General features: G+C 50.0%; 17 protein-coding genes. All 17 read left to right on the top strand.

Annotated elements, in window-relative coordinates; genetic code table 11:
* The 17 genes from HER31_RS14060 to tldD all read left to right on the top strand — a co-directional run bounded on the left by HER31_RS14060 (position 1) and on the right by tldD (position 20148).
* Positions 1–1218: a type II secretion system F family protein gene (locus HER31_RS14060; protein ID WP_168661376.1), complete on the top strand. Its 1218-nt coding sequence runs from the start codon at positions 1–3 to the stop codon at positions 1216–1218.
* The gene (locus tag HER31_RS14055) at positions 1218–1655 is read left to right on the top strand and encodes a hypothetical protein (protein ID WP_168661374.1); all 438 of its coding nucleotides are present in this window, start codon (positions 1218–1220) and stop codon (positions 1653–1655) included. Before HER31_RS14060 ends, HER31_RS14055 begins: the two co-directional genes overlap by 1 nt.
* A gap of 113 nt (positions 1656–1768) precedes the next feature.
* Positions 1769–2374 (top strand): prepilin-type N-terminal cleavage/methylation domain-containing protein, encoded by a 606-nt coding sequence (locus HER31_RS14050; RefSeq protein ID WP_168661372.1) that lies wholly within the window; start codon positions 1769–1771, stop codon positions 2372–2374.
* Between the two features lie 38 nt (positions 2375–2412).
* Positions 2413–2901, top strand: a complete 489-nt coding sequence (locus HER31_RS18930) for a prepilin-type N-terminal cleavage/methylation domain-containing protein (protein WP_168661370.1) — start codon at positions 2413–2415, stop codon at positions 2899–2901.
* A gap of 13 nt (positions 2902–2914) precedes the next feature.
* Positions 2915–3352, top strand: coding sequence for a type II secretion system protein (locus HER31_RS14040; protein WP_168661368.1), 438 nt, complete (start codon positions 2915–2917; stop codon positions 3350–3352).
* Complete coding sequence (locus HER31_RS14035; protein WP_168661366.1) at positions 3342–3833, top strand: type IV pilus modification PilV family protein; 492 nt, start codon at positions 3342–3344, stop codon at positions 3831–3833. The genes HER31_RS14040 and HER31_RS14035 overlap by 11 nt, the downstream gene beginning before the upstream one ends.
* On the top strand, positions 3833–4627 hold the full coding sequence (locus HER31_RS14030; RefSeq protein ID WP_168661364.1) for a PulJ/GspJ family protein: 795 nt from the start codon (positions 3833–3835) through the stop codon (positions 4625–4627). The genes HER31_RS14035 and HER31_RS14030 overlap by 1 nt, the downstream gene beginning before the upstream one ends.
* The gene (locus HER31_RS14025) at positions 4617–5072 is read left to right on the top strand and encodes a hypothetical protein (protein WP_168661362.1); all 456 of its coding nucleotides are present in this window, start codon (positions 4617–4619) and stop codon (positions 5070–5072) included. Before HER31_RS14030 ends, HER31_RS14025 begins: the two co-directional genes overlap by 11 nt.
* 211 nt (positions 5073–5283) lie before the next feature.
* Complete coding sequence (locus tag HER31_RS14020) at positions 5284–9252, top strand: DUF6701 domain-containing protein (RefSeq protein ID WP_202983563.1); 3969 nt, start codon at positions 5284–5286, stop codon at positions 9250–9252.
* Positions 9253–9380: 128 nt separating this feature from the next.
* Complete coding sequence (locus HER31_RS14015; RefSeq protein WP_168661358.1) at positions 9381–10424, top strand: rod shape-determining protein; 1044 nt, start codon at positions 9381–9383, stop codon at positions 10422–10424.
* A 14-nt stretch (positions 10425–10438) separates the two neighbouring features.
* Positions 10439–11269, top strand: a complete 831-nt coding sequence (gene mreC / locus HER31_RS14010) for a rod shape-determining protein MreC (RefSeq protein ID WP_168661356.1) — start codon at positions 10439–10441, stop codon at positions 11267–11269.
* Entirely contained in the window at positions 11259–11756 is a 498-nt protein-coding gene (mreD, locus tag HER31_RS14005; protein ID WP_168661354.1) for a rod shape-determining protein MreD, read from the top strand. The genes mreC and mreD overlap by 11 nt, the downstream gene beginning before the upstream one ends.
* Positions 11757–11758: 2 nt before the next feature.
* A complete protein-coding gene (locus HER31_RS14000; RefSeq protein ID WP_168661352.1) occupies positions 11759–12337 on the top strand; it encodes a Maf family protein in 579 nt (192 codons plus the stop codon).
* 18 nt (positions 12338–12355) lie between these two features.
* On the top strand, positions 12356–13861 hold the full coding sequence (gene rng / locus HER31_RS13995) for a ribonuclease G (protein WP_168661350.1): 1506 nt from the start codon (positions 12356–12358) through the stop codon (positions 13859–13861).
* Positions 13858–17973, top strand: a complete 4116-nt coding sequence (locus HER31_RS13990; protein WP_168661348.1) for a YhdP family protein — start codon at positions 13858–13860, stop codon at positions 17971–17973. Before rng ends, HER31_RS13990 begins: the two co-directional genes overlap by 4 nt.
* Positions 17870–18703 carry a carbon-nitrogen hydrolase family protein gene (locus HER31_RS13985; RefSeq protein ID WP_238786833.1) on the top strand — a complete coding sequence of 278 codons (834 nt, stop codon included), beginning with the start codon at positions 17870–17872 and terminating at the stop codon, positions 18701–18703. Before HER31_RS13990 ends, HER31_RS13985 begins: the two co-directional genes overlap by 104 nt.
* The gene (gene tldD / locus HER31_RS13980; RefSeq protein WP_168661346.1) at positions 18700–20148 is read left to right on the top strand and encodes a metalloprotease TldD; all 1449 of its coding nucleotides are present in this window, start codon (positions 18700–18702) and stop codon (positions 20146–20148) included. The genes HER31_RS13985 and tldD overlap by 4 nt, the downstream gene beginning before the upstream one ends.
* Positions 20149–20167 lie beyond the last annotated feature (19 nt).

Raw genomic sequence — 20167 nt, 5'->3', positions numbered from 1 at the left:
ATGCCTCAATATCAATATCAAGGACGAGGTCCCGGTGGCAACAAAGTGGATGGCACTTTAGAGGCCAATAGCGAAAGTGCGGCGATGGAACAGCTGATGCGGCGGTCGATAATCCCGCTCGAGCTTAAGCCAATCAGTGAGCGCAAAGGGCTTGAGTTTAAGGCGCTGTTTCAATCGAAGATTCCGACAACAGCCTTGCTGTTATTTACGCGACAGATGCAGTCGCTGGCTAAATCGGGGATCCCATTGCTGCAAGCTTTAACGGGCTTGGCTGAAGGACAAGATAACGAGTTAATGAAGGAAACCTTGCTCGATCTGCGTGATCAGTTAGTGCAAGGGCACCCGCTGTCTGCGGCGATGAACCAACATCCGCGAGTGTTTAGCGCCATGTATGTGGCGATGATCCACGTTGGTGAAAATACCGGTAACTTGGATGAGGCTTTTGGCCGTTTGCATCAGCACATCGAGCAAGACTCTGAGACCAAACGCCAAGTCAAAGCAGCGATGCGCTATCCGACGATTGTGGTCGCGGTGATTGCCGTAGCAATGGTGGTATTGAATATCTTTGTGATCCCCCAGTTTGCCAGCATGTTTGCCAAGTTCGGTGCTGAATTGCCGCTGCCTACCCGAATCCTTATCGGTACGTCTGATTTTTTTGTCAACTATTGGTGGCTGCTAACTATTGGCGTCATTGCCGCCTTTTTTGGGATCCGTGCTTATCTGTTGTCGGCAGCTGGTGCCTATAACTGGGATAAATTCAAACTGCGGATGCCGTTGCTTGGCAGCTTGATCCGTCGTGCCACCTTGAGCCGGTTTAGCCGCAGCCTAGCGATGATGTTGCGCGGTGGGGTGCCGATCCATCAATCGTTGCAATTGGTTTCCGAAGCAGTCGACAACACTTACATGCAGCAAAGCATTGTTACCATGCGCCGAGGGATTGAAGGTGGTGATAGTTTGCAGCGGGTTGCTGGTCAAAGTGGCTTGTTTACTGCGCTGGTGATGCAGATGATTTCGGTAGGCGAAGAAACAGGCCGTTTGGATGAGCTGTTGGATGATGCTGCCGAGTTTTACGATCGTGAGGTTGAACACGAGCTAAAAGGCTTAACCGCCAAGCTTGAACCAATCTTACTGGTGATTGTGGCGTGTATGTTAGCGGTATTGGCATTGGGTATCTATCTGCCGATGTGGGATATGTTCAGCGCAGTACAGGGACACTGATGAGCCGTCAACAACGTGCTGACACTCGGCAACAACGACTGTTTATGTTGCTGTTATCATTGTTGATTATGTTGGTGTTGTGGTGGCGGTTACCCATTGGTGAGATAGAGAAGACGATTCCAGCAACGGTAGTGCAACAGCGTTTTATTGATTCATTGCTGATTGTCCGAGGAAACTGGTTGGTTAAAAATAAACCTGTATCACTCTCTTCTTCATCACCCGATGGTAATGTATATACACTTACGGTTATGTCTGCTCAAGGTTGGCCACAACCGCAACATGGCTGTCAGCTGCTGTGGCAACAATTGATGGGTAAGCCCGCTGAAGCGTTGCTGGTTCGCCAGCAGCAGCGAGCGGATTATTGCAGTTATCTGTTAACGACAGGGGGTGAGCTTCATTACTACCCGAGTACTGGCAGTGTGTTGTTATATAATTGATTTTATGAAGTTATTAACTCGGCTCTAAGTAGATAATATTTAATAGCTGTGTCAATCTAGGCGGTAATCGACTTTGTTTGTTAAACCGCTTCATTCTTGCGTGGAAGAGTAATATGAATACACAAAAACAACGAGGCTTTACCTTCGTCGAATTGGTTATCGTCGTGGTGATTTTAGGCTTACTGGCAGCTGTTGCCCTACCACGCTTTATTAACTTAACCGATGAAGCTGAAGTCGCTGCTGCAGAGGGTGTTGGCGGTGGTTTTGCCGCAGCAGTTGGTTTGGTTCGCGCCCAGTGGGAAGTGGATGGTCGTCGCAACGACAACATCTTACTGAACGGTAGTACCGTTAATGTTAACCAGTTTGGTTACCCTACTAACGATAGCAACCGTGACAGTAGCAATATGTCTAGTGCCGATTGCGGTGGCGTGTTTGACGATATCCTGCAAAGCACCCCGTCTTACCTGACCTCGGCAAACGATGATCTTCGTGATGCACGTTATTACGTTCGAGTGGAGACCAATGGTGTTGGTACTGTTAAGGATTTAGAGGGTAACGACGTTGCCAACGTTGATATGTGCCATTACTTCTTAACCTCTGCCCTAGAGCTTGATGCGAGTACTGGCCGTCCTGAAACTGCTGACCCAGTTGACGCAGCCGGTACCGTTGGCTTCAGCTACAACCCGGGCACTGGCCAGATCATTAGCTTTGATAACTAATTAAAAAATAAAATATTATTTGTATTTGGAGTACAAAAATGCAGAAACAAAAAGGCTTTACCCTAATTGAACTGGTCGTAGTGATCGTAATTTTAGGCATTCTTGCAGCAGTTGCTGCACCAAAGTTTATCGATATATCTTCTGATGCGCGTATTGCGACTTTGAATGGTGTTGAAGGTGCTCTTAAAAGTGGTAATGAGTTAGTGCATTCAAAAGCTCTCGTTGCTGGTCAAGAAGATAATGACAGCTATAAAGTTGATGCTGATGGTAACGGTGTCGATTCAGGTCAAGTTACTTCTTTGGTGAACGGTTACGTTCCGCATACTGAAGCTGGAATCAATCTGATTTTCGACAACTCTGGAGATTGGAGTGTTATTGCTGTTGATGGTGATACTTCTGTGCGCATTTATCCTGAAGATATCGTGGTTACTGATGAGACGGATTCGCCTGCTTGCTACGTTGATTATGTTCAGTCTGCTGGAGATGGAGTTAAGCCGACTTATACTCTCGAAGGTGACGGCTGTTAATAAGCCCTAGCACATGATGCAGTCAAAACTGCGCGGTTTCACCCTTATCGAACTGGTGGTTACTATCTTGTTGATAGCCATCTTAGCGGTAACGGTGGCACCGCGCTTTTTTAGTTCTAATGCCTTTGATGCCACAATTACTCGTGATGCATTGATCACCCAACTGCGCGCCGCGCAGCAAGCGAGTATGGCGGGGCAAACTTGTGCCCTAGCGGTAACCAGTGCCCAATTTCAGCTCAGTGGCGACTGTGCTGCTGAGGCGTTTTTACTTGAGAAGACTCAAGTCGTTCTTGACCGAATTCCAACCTTCTCAGTTACCTTTAACCGCGAAGGGACGCCACTAGCAACTGGGGCCGGCAATAACTGCAGCACTGGCTGCGATATCTATGTTAGTGCCGATGAGCTGTTGAAGTTACGTATTGAATCCCAAGGCTATGTGCATGCAGACTGAGCGCGGCTTTACCCTGATTGAAGCCGTTATCGGCATGGTGGTGTTGGCGATATCATTAACGCTGCTCAGTACGCTGTTATACCCCTTAGCGGAACGCTCCGCCGATGCTTTTATCCGTGCTCAAAATGCTCAAGTTGGTAAAGCAGTGCTAGCCGAACTTAACGGGCGTCACTTTGATCGAACCACCCCAGCAGGTGGTGGTACCGTCACTTCGATAACTTGCTGTGGCGATGATGGCAATTTGTGCCCCGGTGCAGATAGTGATCCACGCGAGTGGCAGTTACTCGATAACTTCCATAACTATCAAGGTAATGCTGAGGAGTTATTGGGCGGCGATCACTATGACCGATTTGAGGTTGGTATTAGCGTTAATTGCCAACGCAGTGCCGGCTGGCAGGGAGACGCTAAGTCGATAACCGTAACGGTAACCAGCCCCAGTGGTGAAGCGATGAAGTTTAGCCAAATGCGGGGTAACTTCTGATGAAGCAAGTGGGTTATCGTGGGTTTACCTTAGTCGAGATGGTGGTCACTATTGTGGTGATTGCGGTGTTGGCGCTTGGGGTTACCAGTTTTATTACCTACGGGATGCAGATCTATAAGACCAGTACCGCGTGGCAACAGCAGATGAGCCAGTTGCGATTGGCCTCGCAGCGCTTTACTGCTGAGGTAGGGCAAGCCGTTCCCGGTACCGTAAGAGTTTGGCCTGAAACTGATGTTAATGGTGACTCAATTGCACTGGGTTGCATCACCTTTAGGCCGCTTGAATCGGCGGAGCGTTTATTGGCTAATCCTCTAGTTGGGACGACGGATCATATCGTCAGTTACCTTCCTAACTGCTGTTCAACTTCAGATTGTAGCGGTTGCAGCGCGACAGAAGTGGCGCTGTTCGATGGTTATCAGCCCTATTTCTATTCGATTAATAGTGCCAACATCTCCAGTTGCGGTACCGACTGCAGTCTCGCTGAGCTGGAGCTCAGTGGCACAATTGAGCCAGCCACATATTCATCCAATGACCGCTTTTTTATGGCCAGACCAATGGTGGAATGGTGCGTTGTCGGTGAACAGATTCGGCGCAACAATGTATTGATGGGTGAGGGGCTTACTAACGATCTCGGTGTTTGTGCCAACTCAGTGGCAGGTGATCCACAGTGCCCATTTGTTTCAGAACCACCAGCCCTGGGCCGTAATAACCTAGTGCGCTTGCAATGGTGGTTTGCGGTTGATGGTCAACAACAACGCTGGGTACAGGAGGTACAACTTGCGAATGTACCTTAGCACTGGCGCTGGCACACAACGTCAACAGGGGTCGGCGCTTTTTATTGCCGTATTCGTTATTGTGGTGATGTCTTCCCTTGCCTTAGTTTTGCTTAATAACCTTCGTCAGGAAGACAGTAATCTGGGTTTAGATGTAAACCAAACGCGAGCGCTAGCCGTGGCTAACACCGGCGTTGAATGGGCTTTAGCAAGGGTGCTCAATCGCAACGCCAGCGAAAGCCCAGCTGCGGCCTGCAGTAACGTGGAGGCGAAGGCGCTCGCCGCCGGCAACGGTTTAGTGGGCGACGGCTTTGTAAACTGCACTGCTACCCCAATATCATGCAACGCTTCCGATGCCGCTCCGGGGGATGCGGCGGCAACCCGCTTTTTGATATCGGTTGAAGGGAACTGCGGTAGTGGCGCCGCCACCGCCAAGGAAGTAATAGAGGTATTGGCGTATGACTAAGCATTATGAATTGGGATCTTGGAGGCTGTTACTTGTTTTTTTGTCTCTTGTATTTTTGTCCTTTTCAGCAAAAGCCGATGAGCCGGGCAGTTGCGAATGGGCCGGTAACTCCTCGAATCTAAAATGTGAGAATAAAACAACATATCGTTCATGCCAGTCATCTTTGTTCGGAATTGTTGTTGAATGCCCCAATCCTGAGCCGATATATTGTGTGCGTGATCCAGTATTAGATTTTGACTCGGATACTTACAACTGTGTATTTGCTGATGATCGCACTGATACTGATGGTGACGGTATCATTGATGAGTTGGATAACTGTCCGTTAACCGCAAATACCGACCAACTAGACAGCGATGGTGATGGTATTGGTGATGTGTGTGATAACTGCCCGTCAACCGCAAATACCGACCAACTAGACAGCGATGCTGATGGTATTGGTGATGTGTGTGATAACTGCCCGTCAACCGCAAATACCGACCAACTAGACAGCGATGCTGATGGTATTGGTGATGTGTGTGATAACTGCCCGTTAACCGCAAATACCGACCAACTAGACAGCGATGCTGATGGTATTGGTGATGTGTGTGATAACTGCCCGTTAACCGCAAATGACGACCAACTGGACAGCGATGGTGATGGTATTGGGGATGTATGTGACAACTGCCCATCAACCTCTAATGCCGATCAATCAGATAGAGATTCTGATGGTATTGGTGATGTATGTGAGGTCGTTACTATTCCTGTTTGTAATTCTGGAGAGTCGCTTCAACAAGGTTTGATATTTAGCACTTTCGATACTGAAGGCTATGAAGATATTCCGTCTGGTGCGGTAGAGTATCAACTTCTGGTAAACAATTATTCGGTGCCTAATAAGTTATTGGGAAAATCAATAACGTCGAGTCTTTACCAAGAGCAAGCATATAATATAAATCCTCATTTTGACTCCATACCCCACGATGATTATTTGAGCCTATTTCAAGGGTATTTATACATTGATAGTGCCGGCTATTATGATTTTGCTGTTGATGGTAACAATGCCATCGAAGTACTCATAGATGGTGACGTTGTTACCGGTGATTACCGCACATCAGGGATGTTAGGTTACGCCCACGAGCAGCAGCAGATATGGCTAGCTGAAGGGTACCATCCGGTAGAGTTTAGACATCAAGAGTGGTACAACTCCGAGGGGTATGCCTTTTACTTAAAAAGTCAGGACAGTAGCCTTTTTTCTATTGTTCCAAGCGATGATTTATATAGTTGCCAACCGGAACCAATAGAGCCCGAACAACTTCTCGAAGTTGGACAGTTTTCATTAGGGGCTCAAACCAGCCACACCATTAAGTTTGAGAATACTTACACAACACCACCTTTAGTGTTGGTGATGCCGACCATCAATCGACCCCAATTCGGCGACGATTTTACCGACAATGCTGCAACGGCTTTAGTTACGTCAGTTTCAACCACTGAAGCGACTGTGGTGCAGGACTCGCCTACTGGCAATGCCGATGAAACGATGGATAAACTATCATACTTGGTGGTAGCACAAGGTAAGCACATACTGCGAGCTGATAATGGGCAGAGCAAGGTTTGGCTTCAGGCAGGTACACTAAATAGCCAAAAGCTGGTTCGAAACAATGGTTCTAATACCAGTGCCAATTATGAGGCTGTCGATTGGGACAGCGGCCATTTCCCACAAACTCCAGTGATGTTGACCCAGCGGCAGACCAAAAATAATAATGAGTTTGTTACCAGTTTTAGTCGGCCCAGTAATGGGAATCCAGGCTATATAACCTTGGATGGTAACGTTGATGTTTACAGTGTCCCGAATGAAGAGACCATTGGTTGGTTAGCGATCTATACCGATGGCGGCAGTGCCGAAGTCAGCTTTGGGGATAGTGGATTAAAAATCGAGTCGGGCAGTACCTTCAATTTCCAGAGTGGCGGTTCAAGCTTAAGTAACCAATGTAATAGTGTTGATGATTACATCACCAACGATTTCTCCACCGCCCCTTATGTTTTTGCTTCTAAGCAGAGCCGAAATGGTGGCCAAGGTGGTTGGGCTAGGTTGTGCCAAAACAACGCCGATTCATTTTCGATTGTTATTGACGAAACCCAAGATCGTAAACATACGATTGAGTCTATTGCTTATGTGGCAATCGAGGTCGATAAGCCGGAGAGCGGAGCAGTCTATTACCGGATTACCCACGATGGGGAAGGTGTAACCTGTGAACCTGAATCGATTACTATCGAAGCTTTTGCCGACGCCGATTACACTTCACTGTTAACGAGTGACACTACAGTAACGTTAGTTCCTGACGACGGTTGGGTTGATGGACAATTGCTAACTTTCACAGGTGCAACCGAACAGTCATTATGGGGAGTGACGGCGCCGACTACGCTTGGGTTAACGGCCACAAATGCAGCTGAAGTAAGTTGTGTAAATACTGGGGCAGGTGATGATTCATGCGTGATTAACTTTGCTGAAAGTGGTTGGTCGTTACAGGCACAAAGTCATGTGCAAGGGTGTGCAACGCAAAATAACGGTTTGCAATTAAAAGCAGTTCGTACCAGTGCTAGTGATTCAAAGGTCTGCGAGCCATTTTTTAGTGAGCAGGGTGTCTCGGTATTGTGGACAATTGACCCAATTATTCCCATCAACCGCAAAGGTGATCCAGAGTTTTCTATTCAGGCAAATGAAATAACTGAATATCAAGGTAACCCGGCCTTAGGGACAGCACTACTAGTCTCTTTTGATAGCAATGGTATTGCCAATTTAAACTATAAGTATACCGATGTCGGCCAACTCAACCTTCGAGCCTACTATCAAGAGTCCAATCAAGGGGTCAATCAACAGCTCAATGGTTATGTCACCTTGAACTTTATGCCCGCTGGGTTTGAAATCGCTGCTGAGGCGCATTGTATAAACGGTGATAGTAGCTGTAATGTTTTTAAACAAGCGGGTGAGTCATTTGAGTTAAATATAGCGGCTAAGTGCTCCGCCGATGGTGACCCTCGTAATGGCAGTGTTGCCAAGAACTTCCGTCATGATGGCATCGATTTCACTTCGTCGTTGCTATCGCCTTTGCCGGGGAAGGCTAATAACTGGGAGAAAAGCGTAGCGTTCACACAAGCCACTATTGATAACGATGGTAGCGTAACGGTTTCTGCATTTAGCAGCGAAGTTGGCGTATTTAATTGGCAACCAAAACAAAGTGCCGACATCAGCTACTTAAGTGGCACTATTGCCAAAGAAAGTTATTACACCCTTCCCATTGGACGTTTTACTCCAGCTTACTTAAGGGTTACTCAAAACTCACCGGCATTAGAACCATTTTGTGGCAGCATGAGCTATTTGGGGCAACCTCGGGGGTTTGCATCAGGCTTAGCTCCATCGTTAACCATCGAAGGGTTTAGCCGTAATGATGCTGAAACCGAAAACTACTCTGGTGATTATTGGGTATTTAATAATGCAGTTGATGTGTCGGTCTATGATTCCGGAGCCTCAGCTGCGGTAACTCGGCAGCTCAATTACAATTTAATTGCTTCATCGCAAACGATGAATTTTATTGATACAACGGTTACCTACGACAGAGCAGCAACGCCAGTGATTCCATTTGATGCCAATTTAGGTTTTGAGATCGATGCAGATTCGGTTACCGATAGAGATGCAATCTGTGTCAAAACGGATGCCAATGGCAGTTGCCAAACGGTTGTTTTCTCAAATATAACGGGGACCGAGTGGCGAGACGGTCGCATTCAGTTGCAGTCGGTATACGGCACTGAAACCCAGGCGTTAACCATTCCCGCAGAAGTGCAGTATTTTAATACCGCAGGGCGTTATCAGCGTAATGTTGAAGACAGCTGTACTGTCATCGATTCTAGCGATGCTGTGGTTTCCAATAGCATGGTTGCCATTTCTGGTGGTGGCACCGTGAGTGCGGGACTGAGTGAGTTAAATGCTTCTGCATTAGGGCAAGCGAGCGTAGTTACCTTAGAGCAGCGATTAGAGTCGACCTTGCCTCACTTGCGTTGGTGGTGGGATCGTCCTATCAGTGAGGACGACATCGGTCGCCAGTGTTTTGCCGGTTCGACCGCGACTGTGTGCAACCCTAAAGCAACGCTCACCTATGGCCGTTATCGAGGCAATGATCGAGTGATCTACCGCCGAAGTGTGCCATAACCTCAAAATATACCCCTATATCGCTGTTTCAACCCCATGGTGACCACAAGCGCCTTGTGCCACCATGGGGGCGTTGGTAAAGTGAGCCAACTTTCTTATTCCTACAGTTTGATTCACGGGCTCGGTACATGTTTAAAAAATTTCGTGGTCTGTTTTCCAATGACCTCTCCATCGATTTGGGTACAGCGAACACTCTTATCTACGTAAAAGAGCAAGGCATTGTGCTGAACGAGCCTTCTGTAGTAGCAATTCGTCAAGAACGTGCTTCAGGCCCGAAAAGTGTTGCCGCTGTTGGGCATGACGCCAAGCAGATGCTTGGTCGTACTCCAGGTAACATCAGCGCAATTCGCCCAATGAAAGACGGCGTAATCGCTGACTTTTACGTGACTGAAAAGATGTTGCAGCACTTTATTAAGCAAGTGCATGACAACAGCATCTTCCGTCCAAGCCCGCGGGTTTTGGTTTGTATTCCGTGTGGTTCAACTCAGGTTGAGCGTCGTGCCATTAAAGAATCGGCAATGGGTGCCGGTGCCCGCGAGGTTTACCTGATTGATGAGCCGATGGCGGCTGCAATTGGTGCGGGCCTGCCGGTTTCCGAAGCTACCGGTTCGATGGTGGTTGATATCGGTGGTGGTACTACAGAAGTGGCAATCATCTCCTTGAACGGCGTGGTTTACTCATCTTCCGTTCGTATCGGTGGTGATAAGTTTGATGAAGCGATCATCAACTATGTACGCCGTAACTATGGCAGCCTAATTGGTGAAGCGACCTCTGAGCGCATTAAGCATGAGATCGGCTCTGCTTACCCTGGCGACGAAGTACGTGAAATCGAAGTTCGTGGCCGTAACTTAGCAGAGGGGGTGCCACGCAGTTTCACGCTGAACTCCAACGAAATTCTGGAAGCGCTGCAAGAGCCACTGTCGGGGATTGTATCTGCAGTAATGACGGCCCTTGAACAGTCACCGCCTGAGCTGGCGTCCGATATCTCTGAACGTGGCATGGTACTTACCGGCGGTGGTGCCTTGATTAAAGATCTTGATCGTTTGCTGCAGGAAGAAACTGGTATTCCAGTGGTTGTAGCTGATGATCCGCTGACCTGTGTTGCTCGTGGCGGCGGTAAAGCGCTGGAGATGATCGACATGCACGGCGGCGACGTTTTCGCTGACGAGTAAAGGTTGGCGCGGCAATGAAGCCATTTTTCCTCAGGGGAATTGCATTAGAGTACCGCCTTGCTATGGCGGTGCTGTTCTGTTTGGGGCTGATTTTTTTTAATCAGCAGCTTGCCCCTGTGCGCTCCACCTTGGCCACGTTGGTTAGTCCAATTCAATATTTGGCAGCAATGCCCTCCAACTTCTTTGATGGCCTAAGCGATAACTTCGCAACCCGGGCCAACTTGCTCGATGACAATAAGCGTTTGCAACAACAACAACTGTTGAACAGCGAACGGTTGCTGCGCCTACGTCACCTTGAACAAGAGAACCAACGCCTGCGTGCGCTACTTGATTCGCCAACTCAGGTTGACTCGCGCCGAGTCGTGGCGGAAGTAATTGAGGTTGATCAGGACCCATTTAAGCATCAAGTGATGATTAATAAGGGCTCCAGCGATCGGGTTTATCTTGGCCAGCCGGTGCTTGATAGCAATGGTGTGGTTGGTCAGGTGATTGAAGTAGGACAGACCGCGTCGCGGGTGTTGCTTATCTCTGATCTCACCCACGCTATTCCGGTGCGAAACAGTCGTAATGACGTCCGCGCAATCGCTCATGGCGGTGGTCAAACCGATATCCTAGAATTGCCCAACGTTGCGATGAATACTGATCTGCAAGAGGGCGATGTGTTAATGACATCTGGCCTTGGTGGACGTTTTCCAGAGGGGTACCCGGTTGCCCAAATCACTTCGGTGGTGCGAGCAGAAGGGCAGACCTTTGCTGAAATTACTGCTGCCCCAGAAGCGAAACTAGCGCGGATCCGTTATCTCCTATTATTGTGGCACAACGAAGAGGCTGCTAATGACCGGTGAACGCGCCTCTGGCCGAGGCATAATGTGGCTAACGGTGCTGATCGCCCTGTTATTACAGGTAATGCCATTACCCCATGCATTACAAGCTTTTCGCCCAGACTGGGTGCTGCTAACCCTGTTTTACTGGGTGCTGACGTTACCGCATCGCTTTAATATTATCTCTGCCTGTCTGGTCGGGGTGATCCTCGATGTATTGATGGGCGGCACCATGGGGGTACGTGGCTTAGGCTTCGCTCTGGTCGCCTTTGTGGTGGCAGTCCAATATCAGAAGTTGCGTCACTTCACCGTGGTGCAACAACTACTATTGGTTGGCTTGTTAGCGGCTCTGGCACATTTAGTGGTGTTCTTGGTTGAGTATCTTACCTCGCCGGAGCTTAGTGTCGCTTTCAGTCCAGCCTACCTGCAACCGGCAGTGTTTACCGCGATACTGTGGCCGTGGGCATTTTGGTTATTAGGCCGAATTCGGCGCCGTTTTAAGATCCGTTAATCATGAACACACTCTATTTAGCTTCCACCTCGCCAAGACGTCAGCAGTTGTTGGCGCAGTTAGGCTATGAGTTCTCGCTAATAAAACCTGAGCTTGATGAAACCCCATTGCCGGATGAGCTGGCGCCAGAGTTGGTGATCCGCTTGGCGCGAGGCAAGGCGCAAGCCGGGCTGTCGCTGCTAACTGACGGAGCCGCTGACGCTTATGTGCTTGGCTCGGACACTATCGTGGTGGTTGATGGTCATATCTTAGGTAAGCCGAAGGACAGTGGTGATGCCAAGCGGATGCTGCAGACCTTAAGTAACCGCGGACATCAGGTCATGACGGCGATTGCCGTGGCTTCTGCGGCAGGCACTGAGCACACCTTGGTGGTTACTGATGTCCAATTTTGTGAGCTGAGCGACAGCGACATAGAGCAGTATTGGCATACCGGTGAGCCAGCCGATAAGGCGGGAAGCTATGGCATTCAGGGCATCGGTGGCAATTTTGTCAGCAGTATTAGTGGCAGCTATTCGGCGGTAGTCGGGTTACCTTTGGTAGAAACCAAACAGTTGCTTGAGGCGACGTTCGCCCAACAGTAAGAATTAATGGCGTAATTGATGGCACATAAACAGAACAATAGCACCAGCACTGAACTGCTGATCAACAGCTCGCCAACGGAAACTCGCGTCGCCTTAGTAGAGCACGGTATGTTGCAAGAGGTGCACATAGAACGACGCTCTCGTCGTGGCATCGTTGGTAACATATATCGCGGTAAGGTAACCCGAGTCTTGCCCGGTATGCAGGCGGCATTTGTTGATATTGGGCAAGAGCGTGCAGCATTCCTGCACGCCTCTGATATCGTGCCGCATACCGAATGTGTCGATGATGCAGAAGCCAAAAACTTCCGCAGTGAAGACATCGCTGCACTGGTACGCCAAGGCCAGGACATCGTGGTGCAAGTGGTTAAAGACCCACTAGGCACTAAAGGCGCCCGCTTAACGACTGACATCACCATCCCGTCGCGCTACTTAGTATTTATGCCGGGTTCTGCCCATGTTGGTGTATCGCAACGGGTTGAAGACGCGCGTGAGCGCGATCGTCTTAAAACCATTGTCGGCCAGTTTGTTGATAGCGACGGTGGCTTTATCATTCGCACTGCCGCAGACAGTGCTTCGGAAATTGAGCTTGCTCACGATGCCGCATTTTTACGTCGGATCTGGCGTAAGGTTAGTGAGCGCAGTAAGCGCCCGCAAAGTAAGAAGGGCGGAGTGTCGTTGCTGTACGAAGAGCCATCGCTGCCGTTGCGTGTGGTTCGAGATTTGGCTGTCTGTCAGCTAGATCGGGTACAGATTGACTCAGCTACTGAATATGAAGAGCTAAAAGAGTTTGTTGCTGAGTTTATGCCGGAGGTTAGCGCCGCGTTAGAGCTGTATCGTGGTAAGGCACCAATCTTCGATCTGTTTGATGTAGAAAACGAAGTGCAGCGAGCGCTGCAACGTAAGGTTGAGCTGAAGTCCGGTGGATATTTGATCATCGACCAAACCGAAGCGATGACCACCATCGACATCAATACTGGCGCCTTTGTTGGTCATCGCAACCTAGAAGAGACCATCTTTAATACCAACCAAGAAGCGACTCAGGCGATCGCACGCCAACTGAGATTGCGTAACTTGGGTGGTATCATCATTATCGACTTTATCGATATGATCTCCCACGATCACAAACAGCGGGTGCTGCACGGTTTAGAGCTGGCACTGGCGCAAGATAGAGTTAAAACCAGTATCAGTGGCTTGTCGCAGCTGGGATTGGTGGAGATGACCCGCAAACGCACCCGCGAAAGCCTTGAACACGTGCTGTGTGGCGAATGCCCATCGTGTCGCGGCACTGGCCAATTGAAAACAGCCGAGACCGTCTGCAACGAGATCTTCCGCGAGATCATGCGGGTGGATAAAGCCTACGATGTGGATGAATTTGTCGTTTATGTGTCACCTACGGTAGAAGATCTGCTTGGCGGTGAAGAGTCCCACAGCGTTGCCGAGCTTGAAGTCTTCTTGAGCAAGCGGGTTCGCATTAAAGCCGAGCCAATGTACAGCCAAGATAAGTTCGACGTGGTGATGATGTGAGTCTCACCCGTTTTAGTCAGCTGGCCGGGCGTTTCTGTTGGAACGTGCTGGCGCTGGCTTTGGTGCTATTGGCGTTAGCCGTTAGCCTAGTTCGTTCGTTGTTGCCGCAACTCGATGGTGCTCGGGAGCAACTGACCGAGACCCTGCAACAACGTTATGGCATTGAGCTCAGCATTGATGAGCTTGGTGCGCAGTGGTACCACAATGGCCCTCACCTTGTGGTTAAAGGCGTCTCACTACCGGCACAGGCGGCAATGCCGTTGCAGCTGTCCATTACGCAATTAGAGTTAAAGCTGGATTTCTGGCAAACCCTAATTGAGTGGAGCCCGCAGTTCGACACGATTTCAATTAACGGGGTTGAGCTGGAGTTGCATCTAACTAGCGACAGCAGCGATAAAGGTTTCGATTATCAAAAGTTGAAGCCGCTGCAAACGGCTTTACTGCAACAAGTACGACAACTCTCCTTCAATAATATTGCCGTCGATATCCGTCGCGATCAGCAACACTTTGCGCCAATCTATTTGGCCGAATTCCATTGGCGTAACCTACAACAGCGCCACCTAGGTCAGGGTAAGATTTATCTCGACCAAGCGCGACAGGACAATGAACAGTTGCTGCTGACCATGGAGGTTGAGCAACGCGATAAAGATGGGTTTCAAGGCCGTGCCTACCTGCAAGCGCAACAGTTGGATTTAGGTGAATGGATTCAGCGTCATCTTAACGAGGAATTACAACCAGTGGTCGATGGCATCGACTACTCCGGTGTTTTAAATCTAGAAAGCTGGATTAGCTTTAATCAGAGTGGATTACTGCAAGCGCAGTGGCAGTTGGATGGCAGTCGCTTTAGCTGGCAGGACAACAACAAGCATGAGCTTAGCCTTGATAGTGGCAGCTTCTTATGGCGACCAACAGTGCGAGGTTGGGAGCTAAATAGCAGTGCGTTGGCGTTGTCAAATGATGGTAATGCATGGCCGCTAACCAGTATTCAAGGTAGTAAAGTCGATCGACAACTGAGCCTGCAGTTGGGGGAATTGCCGCTGGATGGATTAAAGCCGCTGCTTGGTTTTATTCCTAGCTTGAACAACGCCTTGATTACAGAACTATCCAACAGTGAAGCGCAAGGGCAGATTGGTCCGCTAGTAGCGCAACGCCGTGACGAAGGGTGGTTCGCCCAGCTGAGCTTTAATGGCTTAGGCTGGCAACAACAGGGACAACTGCCGGGGTTCGATGGCTTGTCTGGACAGATTGATTGGCAAGCAGGCTGGGCCAATATCCGCATTAGCGGCGACCAGTTGAGTGTCGATTGGCCAAGTCAACTTGCGAGTGTTGCTGAATTGCCAACACTAGAACTCAATCTGCAATGGGTTCCGCAATCGCTTGGCAGTGTATTGCGAGTCACCCAAGCGCAGATCGGTAATGATGATGTTAGCGTTGATGCACAAGCGGCACTGCAATTTACTCCACAGCAATCACCGCGACTGCAGCTCGGAGCTACCTTACAGTTAGCCCAAGCCTCTGAACTTAAACATTACCTGCCCTCTGTGATGGGGCAGAGCTTAGCCGATTATCTTGGTAAAGCGATTCAGCACGGCCATTTTGATGATGGCCGCCTCATCTGGCATGGCGATCTTGATCAATACCCCTACCAGCAACAGCAAGGTCGCTTCCTTGCTGGCTTTAGCATGCAACAATTGCAGTTTAACTATCTGCCACAATGGCCAGCGGCCAAAGAGGGTTATGTCGACGCTCGGTTTGAAAATGCCCGGATGGATCTGTTGGTAGAGCGCGCTTTGCTGGCAGGGGTTGCGGTGGCCGATGTCGATATCATCATTCCATCCCTTGGTCCTGCAAGCCAGTTGCAGATACTCGGCGCGTTAACAGCGCAGCCTGATCAAGTGCAAGCGGTACTAGCTGGTACTTTTCTCGAAGATTCGGTTGGCGGCACATTAGATATCATCCAGCCACAGCAGGCACTGCCATTAAGCCTAGATATGAGCTTCAACCTTGGTAGCCAAGTTAAGCACCTACAGAACCAAGTGAATGGTGTTATCACCTTGTGGGATCATGATATCTATATCGCCCCATTGCAGTTACCGCTAGAGCAGGTTCGTGGTGAGATCCGCTTCAACAACAATATCATCAGCGCCAACAACTTGATGACCAAATTACTGGCGCAGCCAACGGAGCTTTCGATCTTGGCGGAACCACAGCAGCAGGGATACGGCATTGATATTGATCTGTCGAGCCACTGGCAAGTCAGTCGTTTGCCAGAGCAGCTGGATACTCCCCTTACCCCATTCTTCCAAGGTGGCGCCGCCATCAGTGGCGAGATTGATCTGCTGGTAGATGAACAACTGCACTATACCGGTGAGTTGAATTCCACCCTTGCGGGAATGGCCATCGATCTGCCAGCGCCGTTAGGTAAGAACGCTATCGGCGAAAGCCCGCTGCAGCTTCGAATTCAAGGTGACAGCAAACAAGCACAGCTGGAATTAGAGCTGGGCACTGGGTTTGGTATGGTTGGAGAGCTTGGGTTTGACAACACATCGCTGTTTGAGCGCTATCTGTTGGCGCTAGGTGAAGCGCCATTGCTGCTACCGCAACAACATGGTGGCAAAGTACACTGGATAGGCGATGAACTGCTGCTGGAGTCGTGGTTACCGTTAATCGATAGCTTTAGTAGCAAATCCGTAATGGATGCTCCGGACACCACTGCGACCAATGCAGCTGCAGCGGATGAAAAAGATGGCAGCACGCGCGGATGGTTCGCGGGCATCGATAATGTTGTGCTGGAAGGGCAACAGCTGCAGCTATATCAAATTCCGCTAGGTAGTGGCCAGATAAGTGCTGTGCCGCAAACTGGCGCGGGCTGGAAGCTGCAGCTGGATACCGATCGAACCCAAAGCATCGTTTATGTTGGCGAAGAGAATGATCAGCTTAAGGTTGAAGTTGATGCGGCGCACTTTTACGTTGCTGAACTCGTTCAAGCAGGTGCGGAACAACTACCACCTAACTTGCCAACCGAGCCACCAACCAAACAAGCGAGCACTGATACAATTGAAGCGTCGTTATTTGCTGCTGCAACGTCTGCAGATATTGATAGCATGCCTGCACTAACCATCAATATTGATGACTTTAGAGTTGGGCCGAAGCGATTTGGTCAGGCTAAGTTGGTTGGTTACCATGAAGACGAACATTACCGATTAGAGACCTTTGAGTTTGGTTACGATAAGCACAAAGTGCGCGGTCAAGGGATCTGGCTTGCTCAAGGCAACACCACCCGTACCCGTATTAGCGGTAACCTGAACTCCCAAAAAGTCGATAAGATGACCGAATACATGGCGGTTGAACCATCGATTGAAGACGCCAAAGCCAATGTCGATTTTCAGTTCAGTTGGCAGGGTGCACCATGGCAGGTGCAGTTGACTCACCTGGATGGCAATGTCGCTTTTAAGATGACCGAAGGACGGTTGCGCCAAGTCTCAGATAAGGGCGCTCGGTTGTTATCGGTATTCAGCCTAGAGTCGCTGGCGCGCAAGCTGGCTTTGGATTTCTCTGATGTGTTTGGTAGCGGCATGCATTTTAGCGAATTCGGCGGCAACATCAGCTTGGCTGATGGTGTGGCAACGACCAAAGATGGCCGCATGGATGGCAGTGCTGGGGTTTTGAAGGTCGACGGTTGGACTAACCTGCATACCCGTGAGCTCGACTATCAACTTAGCTTTTCACCGGCGTTAGCTTCGAGTGTACCGGCGGTGATGTACCTCAGTACTGGCACCTTAGCCATCGGCCTCAGTGTGTTTGCGGTGACTAAGCTGCTAGAGCCGGTGATTGAGGTTGTCACCCAGCTAAAATATCACTTAACCGGTACATTGGATGAACCCGAATTGATTGAGGTTGAGCGACTCAAGCGGGAAGTTGAGATCCGTGACCCAGAAACCAGCAGCGAAAGCCAATCGCTGGGCACGAATGACAATGGCCCCTCAACGGTGGAGCACAAGGAGAACGATGATGAAGTGCCACCTGCTGCAGCTAACCAGCCAACACAGCCCGCAATACAACTTCAGTCGGATCCAGCAGTATCTGCAGCAACTGGGGAGCGACAGCCATAACGCCTTAGTGGTGTTACCGGAGGCGTGTTTGCATTTCGGCCAAGGTTCGCGCTGGAATCAACAGGCCGAGCCCTGTAACGGCGGCTATTGGCAACTACAGTTGGCGCAGCTTGCGCAAACACACCATTGTTACCTTGTCGCCGGCACATTGCCGGTCTCAGCTGAGGATGGCCGCGCCTATGCTAGCAGCTGGTTGTTCGGCCCTAATGGTCAGGGCTTGGCACGTTACGATAAAGTTCATCTGTTTGATGCTGAAGTGAATGATGGCAGCCGCTACCAAGAGAGCCGTGATACCCACCCTGGTCAATACCTGCGGGTAATCGATACCGCAATCGGTCGAATCGGCATGGCGGTATGCTACGATGTTCGTTTTCCGCTGTTGTTTCAGCAGCTGGCAGCAGAACAGGTTGATGTGGTGGTGTTACCCAGTGCCTTTACTGCCACAACAGGCGCAGCCCATTGGCAAACGCTGTTGCGAGCCAGAGCGATAGAAAACCAGATTTTTATGGTTGCCGCCAATCAATGGGGCTGCCATGGCGATGGTCGTCAAACCTGGGGACAATCAATGATTGTGGACCCATGGGGACAGATTGTCGCTCAATTACCACAGGGTGAGGGTTGGGTTAGTGCCGAGCTCCCCTTGCAAGATATTGCGCAGCTTCGCATTGATATGCCGGTGCTGCACCACCGTCGAGTCGCGACGGTTGAGCGAATAAAAGAGGATTCATGAGTTTTAATACTGTTGCTGCATCACTACTCACTCCAGCCAATCTAACCTGCGACAGCCTAGAACAGGCGTTAGCGCAGATGCATCACCACAAGTTGGATTACTCAGACGTATACCTGCAAGCCAGCAAGCACGAAACCTGGGTGCTGGAAGATGGCATCGTTAAAGAGGGTAGCTTTAACATTGAGCAGGGACTTGGCGTGCGCGCGGTCAGTGGTGAGAAAACCGGTTTCGCTTACGCTGATGAGATCAGCCCATTGGCATTAAAACAATCGGCAGAGGCCGCTCGTGGGATCTCTGTTGCAGGTGCCAACGGCAAGGTGCAAGGTTTAGCACGGCAACAGATGACCGCGCGTTATCAACCAACTGATCCCATCGACGCGTTGGCAGCCGAAGCCAAGCTAAACCTGCTACGTGAACTCGACAGCTACGTCCGTCAGCTCGATCAGCGTGTTACCCAAGTAGTGGTTAGCTTAAGCGGCGTCTATGAAGAGATCTTGGTAGCGGCCTCTGACGGTACCCTTGCAACTGACATTCGCCCACTGGTGCGTTTGAACTGCTCGGTTATCATGACCGAAGGTGAGCTACGCGAACGCGGCGCCGCTGGTATGGGTGGTCGCTACGGTTACGACTCGCTATTAGAGCTTGGCACCGACGGTAAGCTGAAAGCGTTTGAGCTGTGCCGTGAAGCGGTACGCCAAGCGGCTGTGAATTTAGAAGCCGTTGACGCACCTGCCGGTGAGATGCCAGTGGTATTGGGTTCTGGTTGGCCCGGTGTACTGCTGCATGAAGCGGTAGGACATGGCCTTGAAGGTGACTTCAACCGTAAAGGCTCGTCGTTGTTTGCTGGACGTGTCGGCGAGCAAGTCTGCTCTGAGCTATGTACCATTGTCGATGACGGCACCATGGCCGATCGTCGTGGTAGCTTATCGGTTGACGATGAGGGCACACCAGGTCAGTACAATGTGCTAATCGAAAATGGTGTCCTTAAGGGTTACATGCAGGACAAGCTCAATGCCCGCTTGATGGGTGTTAACCCAACCGGTAACGGTAGACGTGAGTCCTATGCACACCTGCCGATGCCACGGATGACCAACACTTACATGCTGGCCGGTGAACACAACCCTAATGACATTATTGCCTCGGTAGAGCGTGGGATCTACGCCCCTAACTTTGGTGGTGGTCAGGTTGATATTACCAGCGGTAAATTTGTGTTCTCGGCTTCCGAGGCCTACCTAATTGAGAATGGGGAACTTACTACCCCAGTCAAAGGTGCCACCCTTATCGGCAATGGCCCTGAGGCGATGAAAACCATCTCTATGGTGGGTAACGATCTTGCCTTAGACAACGGTGTTGGGGTTTGTGGCAAAGAGGGCCAAAGCGTGCCAGTGGGAGTGGGCCAGCCAAGCTTAAAGTTAGATCGTTTAACGGTTGGTGGCACAGCTTAACTTATCCATTCGATAAAAA

This window comes from Ferrimonas lipolytica, assembly GCF_012295575.1.
Lineage (GTDB): Bacteria > Pseudomonadota > Gammaproteobacteria > Enterobacterales > Shewanellaceae > Ferrimonas > Ferrimonas lipolytica.
Note: the sequence above shows the minus strand (reverse complement) of the source record. Positions and strands in the feature narration are given on the sequence as shown.